5 protein-coding genes and 2 pseudogenes are annotated in these 6,819 nt (G+C 47.2%); 6 read left to right on the top strand and 1 reads right to left on the bottom strand.

The genetic code is table 11. The features are described from left to right. Positions 1–221: 221 nt before the first annotated feature. The 4 genes and pseudogenes from GVK32_RS28085 to GVK32_RS28070 all read left to right on the top strand — a co-directional run. Positions 222–456 (top strand): annotated as a pseudogene (locus GVK32_RS28085) (transposase); the annotation flags it as partial. Positions 457–610: 154 nt separating this feature from the next. Further along, positions 611–1,387, top strand: a complete 777-nt coding sequence (locus GVK32_RS28080) for a hypothetical protein (protein ID WP_227697921.1) — start codon at positions 611–613, stop codon at positions 1,385–1,387. Between the two features lie 358 nt (positions 1,388–1,745). Next, positions 1,746–3,761 carry an alkyl/aryl-sulfatase gene (locus tag GVK32_RS28075; RefSeq protein ID WP_159874105.1) on the top strand — a complete coding sequence of 672 codons (2,016 nt, stop codon included), beginning with the start codon at positions 1,746–1,748 and terminating at the stop codon, positions 3,759–3,761. 155 nt (positions 3,762–3,916) lie between these two features. After that, a pseudogene (locus GVK32_RS28070) lies at positions 3,917–4,504 on the top strand (transposase); the annotation flags it as partial. A 22-nt stretch (positions 4,505–4,526) separates the two neighbouring features. On the opposite strand, the gene GVK32_RS28065 reads toward GVK32_RS28070, so the two are convergent. Next, positions 4,527–5,516 carry an NADPH:quinone reductase gene (locus GVK32_RS28065; protein ID WP_159874103.1) on the bottom strand — a complete coding sequence of 330 codons (990 nt, stop codon included), beginning with the start codon at positions 5,514–5,516 and terminating at the stop codon, positions 4,527–4,529. Positions 5,517–5,645: 129 nt separating this feature from the next. Between GVK32_RS28065 and GVK32_RS28060 the strand changes: the two genes are divergently transcribed. Next, a complete protein-coding gene (locus GVK32_RS28060; protein WP_159874101.1) occupies positions 5,646–6,020 on the top strand; it encodes a helix-turn-helix domain-containing protein in 375 nt (124 codons plus the stop codon). Between the two features lie 390 nt (positions 6,021–6,410). Further along, a complete protein-coding gene (locus GVK32_RS28055) occupies positions 6,411–6,620 on the top strand; it encodes a hypothetical protein (RefSeq protein WP_159874099.1) in 210 nt (69 codons plus the stop codon). The last annotated feature ends 199 nt before the right edge of the window (positions 6,621–6,819 follow it).

The raw sequence follows: 6,819 nt of genomic DNA, 5'->3' as shown, positions 1-6,819 counted from the left end.
TAGTTTAACTGAGTTTGCAGACACTGATGAGAAAACGGCAGACCGACCCTGTAAAATCCTGGCGTGAGTTCTGGTAGCAACATACCGGTGAGGTGATAAGGAAACAGGGTGCGGATGACATCATGGCACAGGAAACCTCTTTCCATAAATGACGCCGGATATATGGCAGCGAACCGTATCAAATCAGTATTTGCATAACACTGGGCGTCCATATATGACTCATGACAAAACCAGCATCAATTCAAAAAAAACCATAAACAGCACACGCCTGAATTTCGCAACGAAGCCCTGAAGCTTGCGGAACGCATCGGTGTTGCTGCCGCAGCCCGGGAACTCAACCTTTACGAGTCACAGCTTTATGCCTGGCGCAGTAAACAACAGCAAAAAATGACGTCGTCAGAGCGTGAAAGTGAACTGGCTGCTGAAAATGCCCGTCTTAAGCGCCAACTGGCGGAACATGTCAGTCAGGGCTGCAACAGCAGCCCTGTGCCAGAGACGGATGTGGTACACCTCTGTTCGGATGACCAAATTTAATGAGCCACTACACTGGAAACTATTTGAAACCATGCCATCCTGAATGTAAAGATTAAAAATCCAGGAAGGTAACATCATGAAAATAACAGCACTAAAGACACTTTTTGTAGGAATGATCACAACCTCAACAGCCTATGCCGCCGGTGATGCTGCACAGGCGAACAACCCACTTGCCAATATGACTGCATTTAATATGCAGAATTATTATATCGGCGATGTCAGCGGCACGGATAAAGAAGCAAATCAGTTTTGGTTTCGCTATGCGACCCCTTTCTCTCTGGGGGAAAGTAACTGGATTTTACGTGGGTCATTGCCCGTAAACACCTATCCATCCCCCCCAACAGGCGGTCATCAAACAGGACTGGGTGATTTAAATCTGTTCGCATCCTGGTTGGTTGACACCGGTAATCCTGCCGTAAGCTTTGGTTTTGGACCGCAGATTACGGCCCCTACGGCAACAGAAGACGCACTGGGAACCGGTAAACTCTCAGCAGGCCTGGTTAATGTGCTGTTTAATGCCAGCTCTCCCGTATTCCAGTATGGCTATCTTGCATCATGGCAGCACAGTGTTGCCGGAGAAGGCGATCGCAGCGATGTCAATGTGGGGACATTTCAGCCGTTTATGTTTTATCAACTTGGCGGGGGTACCTACCTTCGCAGTGCTCCTATCTGGGTTAAAAACTTCCAGAACGACAGCTACAGTGTCCCCCTTGGGCTTGGTGTCGGTCAGGTCATTAAGCAGGGTAAAACGGTCTACAACTTCTTTGTTGAACCACAGGGCTCAGTCGCCGATCATGGACCTGGTCAACCTCGCTGGCAGATATTTGCAGGGTTGAATCTTCAGTTCCTGTAAAACTACTCATCCGTGTGGAGGAACTCTCTCAAAAATTTTTCTGTACCTCGCGTAGGATTTATTCATTTTTCTAAGCCTCCTTCAAACAAGAGTGGTTTTCGGATTTAACTTCCGCTGTCCGTTCTTGAGTATGAACACGTCACCTGCTGAATATGAAACGAGTATTACCAACGGCTCGAAAGTGTCTAGATTATCCGTGGCGATTTACTTGACGATTCATTCACTTTTAAACCTTTGATTAGTAGCAATATCTATCATTGAGTCTATTATTCTCTTATGGTGATGAAACCGTGGGCTTCATTCATTTAATGTCAAAAAATCAATGAATCACTTTGGAATAATTAGGAGTAAATGGTTTATGTTCAAAAAATCTCCCCTGGCATTGCTTTGTGGCGGATTGCTGCTCTCTGGCTCTGTGCTGGCCGCAGATTATCAGTTTACTGCTGAAAGTAAGCCAGCAACGGATTCAACCGCTACGAAAAACAAAGCTGTCTATAACGAGCTGGATTTTGCTAACAAGACCGACTTCGAAAACACGGATAAAGGCTTCGTTGCTCCGCTGATTAATAACGGTGACATTGACGGTGTTATTGATATTACCGGCCTGAATTTTATGCAGAACAAAGAAGCACCATCTTCTGTTAACCCAAGCCTGTGGCGTCATGCTCAGTTGGTCAACCGCGGTGGTCTGTATAAAGTCTCCGACCACATCTATCAGGTCCGTGGCCAGGATATTTCCAACCTGACCATCATCGAAACCAATACCGGTATCGTTTTATATGATGTGGAGTACTCCACCGACAGCTTCAAACGTTCTATTGAACTGTATGAGAAAGAGCGTGGTAAGAAGCCGCTGAAAGGTGTGATTATCTCTCACAGCCATGCTGACCACTTCGGTGGCTTTGGCGGTATTTACGCCTCCGGCCTGGCAACACCTGAAGATATCAAAAGCGGTAAGATTCCATTCCTGGCACCAGAAGGATTCGTACAGGAAGCGGTGAGCGAAAACGTCATGGCCGGTAACATCATGGCTCGTCGTGCCGGTTATCAGTACGGTAACGTGCTGACAGCAGGTCCAACTGGCGGTATCACCGCTGCGTTGGGTCCGGTTCTGGCGAACGGAAAATCAACGCTGCCACTGCCGAATAAGAGCATCACCAAAGATGGTGAGAAAGTGACCATTGATGGGGTGGACTTTGTCTTCTACCTGACACCTGGTGCAGAAGCCCCGGCAGAGATGGTCATGTACATTCCGCAGTGGAAAGCCCTTTCCATGGCGGAAGAAGTCAACCATTTGCAACACAACATCTACACACTGCGTGGCGCACAGACGCGTGATGCCAGTGAATGGGCGTCTTATATCAACTCTGCGATTGCACGTTGGGGCAATGACGTGGAAGTACAGTTTGGTCCACACACCTGGCCGGTCTGGGGCAACCAGAACGTGGTCGAGTATATGAAAGACCAGCGTGATGCCTATCAGTCCATCTACAACACCACCATTCGTTATGCCAACTACGGCTATCGTCCGGATGACATTGCGGAAAACGCAAAACTGCCAGAAAAAGTATTCAAAAAGTGGGATAACCGTCCTTATTATGGCAACACCCGCAATAACCTGAAATCGACCTATATCAAAAATCTGGGCTGGTTCAGTGGTAATGCGGCAGAACTGGCGAAATACCCTGATGCAGCACGCGGCGAGCGTTACGTGAAGGCCCTGGGTGGCGAGCAGAAAGTGGTTGACCTGGCCGTTCAGAGCTACAAAGAGGGCGATTATCGCTTCACGGCGGACCTGCTGAACAACATTGTTTCCTATGATGCTTCCAACAAAGATGCCAACTATCTGATGGCGGATTCCCTGGAACAGCTGGGTTATCAGGAAGAAACGGCGCTGTACCGTAACCTGTATCTGTCAGCGGCGCATGAACTGCGTGTGGGCGGCAGTGTTCCGAATAAACTGAGCACCGCGTCTCCGGAAGTGATTGCAGCTCTGCCACCGGAAATGCTGCTCTCTTACATCAGCATGGCCTCCGATCAAATCAAAGCAGAAAAACTGGGCAACCATACCATTGCACTGACAATGGATGGCACTAAGTTCCTGCTGGATCTGCACAACGGTGTGCTGAACTACGTCAAACTGGATGCTGATATGCCTGCGCAGAAAGCCGATACCACTTTAGAGATTGCTAAAACCGATCTCATCGCGGTCGTTGCCGGTAAAGTGAAGATGGATGACCTTATCAGCAATGGTAAAGCTAAAATTGAAGGCGATCGTGAAGTCCTCAAACAAATCGCTTCTACGCTTGATCTGAAAATCAAGAACGATATGAACCTGGTGCTGCCGCTGCAAAAGGCTAACCAGATTCAGTAATCGTTTCTGACATGGACAATGGGCAGCGAAAGCTGCCTATTTTTTTGTCTGCAATAAATTACAACTGAGAAAGATATTTTGGAAACAACGTCCGTTCTTCGCTGTGAGTTCAATGGGTCGATGCAACGCTATCCTTGATCAAGGGGGACGTTGCCATGAAACGAAGAACTCGCATTTACTACACGCCAGAACAAAAGGCGATTATCTGGGACAGATACAAGCAAGGTGATTCCCTGCATGACATCGCCAGAATGTTCGACAGATACCATTCTTCTATTATGCCCACTATCCATCAGACTGGTGGATACCGTCCCCCTGTCCGAAAGCGGCACCGGTTAGCGCTTTCGCTTGATGAAAGAGAGGAGATATCCAGAGGGCTGGTAGCAAAACGAAGCATCAGGGACATCACTGACAAACTATCAAGAGCCCCCTCGACGATTAGCCGCGAGATCAAGAGGCACGGAGGTGCAAAACAATACCGGGCAGCAAAAGCGGATACTGCTGCGTGGGAAAGTGCTCTGAGACCAAAACCTTGTAAGCTAATTGAAAGCCCCACGTTGTGTAAAATCATTGCAGAAAAGATGCATCATGACTGGTCGCCGGAACAAATCGCCGGTTGGCTGAAACGCTGTTATCCGGATAATCAGGAAATGCATGTGTCACACGAAACGATTTATAAAACGCTTTTTATACAAACCCGCGGAGCATTAAAAAAAGAACTGCAGCAATGTGCCAGGAGCGGACATTAAAATGATTCAAGAAGCGCTATTCCAGGCTGATTAATATTTTGCCGATAGCCTTACCCTGCTCCATCGCCTCATGACCAACGGCAATATCAGCAAGAGGAAGCGTTAGCGCGATCTCAGGAGTGTATGCGTCCATTTTCAGACAGGCTGTGATATCACGGATGGCTTCGTTTCGTGCTTCTTCCGGCATCGTATAGACAAATACAAAACGAAAGACAAAACCTTCAAACATTGTTTTCAAAAAAGGAATATGCAGCTGAGCCGATGGCTCTTCAGTGGCGTAGGCACTAATAACGCCAGATTTTTTCAGGCAAGTCACATCTGTATTGAGGTTACTCACTAAGTCGACATCGACAATTCGATCAACACCGAACCCACCGGTTGCTTGCTTGACTCGCTCAGCCACATCTTCGGTATGCCGGTTAACAATAATATCGGCGCCAAATTTACGAACGATATCTTCTTGCTCCGGACGACTCACTGTGGTTATAACTCTTGCCCCAGCCCATTTACTCAGAAGAATGGCAGCTGTTCCTACAGCCCCTGCGCCGCCCTGAATAAGTACCCATTTTCCACGTAAATCTCCATCGGCAAACAAACAGCGGTGTGCTGTCATCGCAGGAATACCGAGGCATGCACCTGTTTCAAAAGAAACATTGTCCGGTAATACAACAGCATTTTTTGAAGGGATAACAACATATTGTGCAGCGGTTCCAAAAGCACGCCCTGATTGTGCCTCATAAACCCACACTTTCTGTCCAATGCGCTCTGCCGTAACTCCAGGTCCGACCATATCAATCACGCCGGAACCATCCTGATGCGGAATAATTCGAGGAAATTGCTGCTTTGATCCCGCAAAGCCAGTACGAGATTTGATGTCAGTCGGATTGAGTCCGGAGAAGGTAATTCGGACGCGCACCTCACCTGGTCCAGGGATCGGATCCGGTAACTCGCTTATTAGCAAAACATCATGCGCTGCACCGCACTTTTCATAAAATGCTGCTTTCATTACATTATCTCCATAAATCCTATTAATTATTTCGCCAAAGGGCTATGTGATAATCAGTCCAAGAGTATAAAATCGCAAGTAGGCACATTTTTTATATATAGGTGTATTTTTTACACTAATGGGGTTGGCATGAAATCAAAACCGTTTAACTGCCCGGTAGAAGTGACCATTGCCGTGGCTGGAGGAAAATGGAAACCTCTGATTATTTTCCATTTAATGTCAGGTACTAAACGGTTTGGGGAACTCCGTCGGCTCGCAGGGAATGTATCTCAGCGTTCGCTGACGCTACAGCTTCGGGAACTGGAATCGGATGGCATCATAAACAGGGAAGTCTTCGCCGAAGTACCGCCACGGGTAGAGTATTCTTTGACTCAATACGGAAAAACACTGGAGCCCGTTCTACATGCAATGAAAAATTGGGGGGATTTATATGTGGAACGTAATGGGATTCAATTTGTTCAGCTGGAAACTCGGGACGTTAAGCTGGATAGCTCTGTAAGTTAAGCAGAGTCCACGCTCCATTGGTGACATTGGGCGTGAGTCCTGGCCAGAGGTGCGATGTGTACCACTCGCTATACATCCAATTGTGAATGTCTCATCGGTAAAGTGGTTACTTCAACGGCTCAATACACCGTTAGGCTAACTTCCGCTGTTCGCTCAAAGCTGCCCCTCGCTCTCCACTACGGCAGCTGTGTGCCAGGAGCGGACATTCTGAATATCTAAGTTGATAGTTCACCTAGACGATATGTGTTCAACGAGCTCTCCGGTCAAGGATTATTAGCTCTCAAACCTCATGGTGGGCATGGAAAACCAGTTTAGCCACAGATGTTAAACCAACCCTGAAGTAGATCTGCTAAGGTACGCGTCCGATATTTTTGTGAGATTAGGATATACATGGATTTCAATGATGATTTTGAACAACAATGCCGTGACAAAATGACAGTTATGTTCCTGTCTGAAATCATGAACCGCTTGGGGGTGGTTGAAGCAGGAAAAATTTTTCGTAACGTATCCGAAAATGTGGAAAACGTAGATGATGATGACATTCGATTGAAATTAAAAACATTTATTAGCAATGTAAGAGAAGGATACATGAAGAGCTAAGGTGTCAGGAACCACTTAGTATGATAACAAGGAAGATGGCAACACATAAAATGGATGTTGTGTGACCCCGACCGGTAAGTGTCAAGGTAGTTGGCACCCTTGGTTAATTTAAGCCGCCTGTTTTTCCCGTTCCGGATTCAACGTTACCGGGCCTTCCGGTTGCCAGTTTCTTGTCTTCCCTGACCAGCGCTCAGGATGT

This window comes from Klebsiella sp. 18074 (assembly GCF_902705905.1).
GTDB classification, from domain to species: domain Bacteria; phylum Pseudomonadota; class Gammaproteobacteria; order Enterobacterales; family Enterobacteriaceae; genus Klebsiella; species Klebsiella terrigena.
The sequence above is the reverse complement of the archived record's forward strand: the minus strand, read 5'-3'. Positions and strand labels throughout refer to the sequence as shown.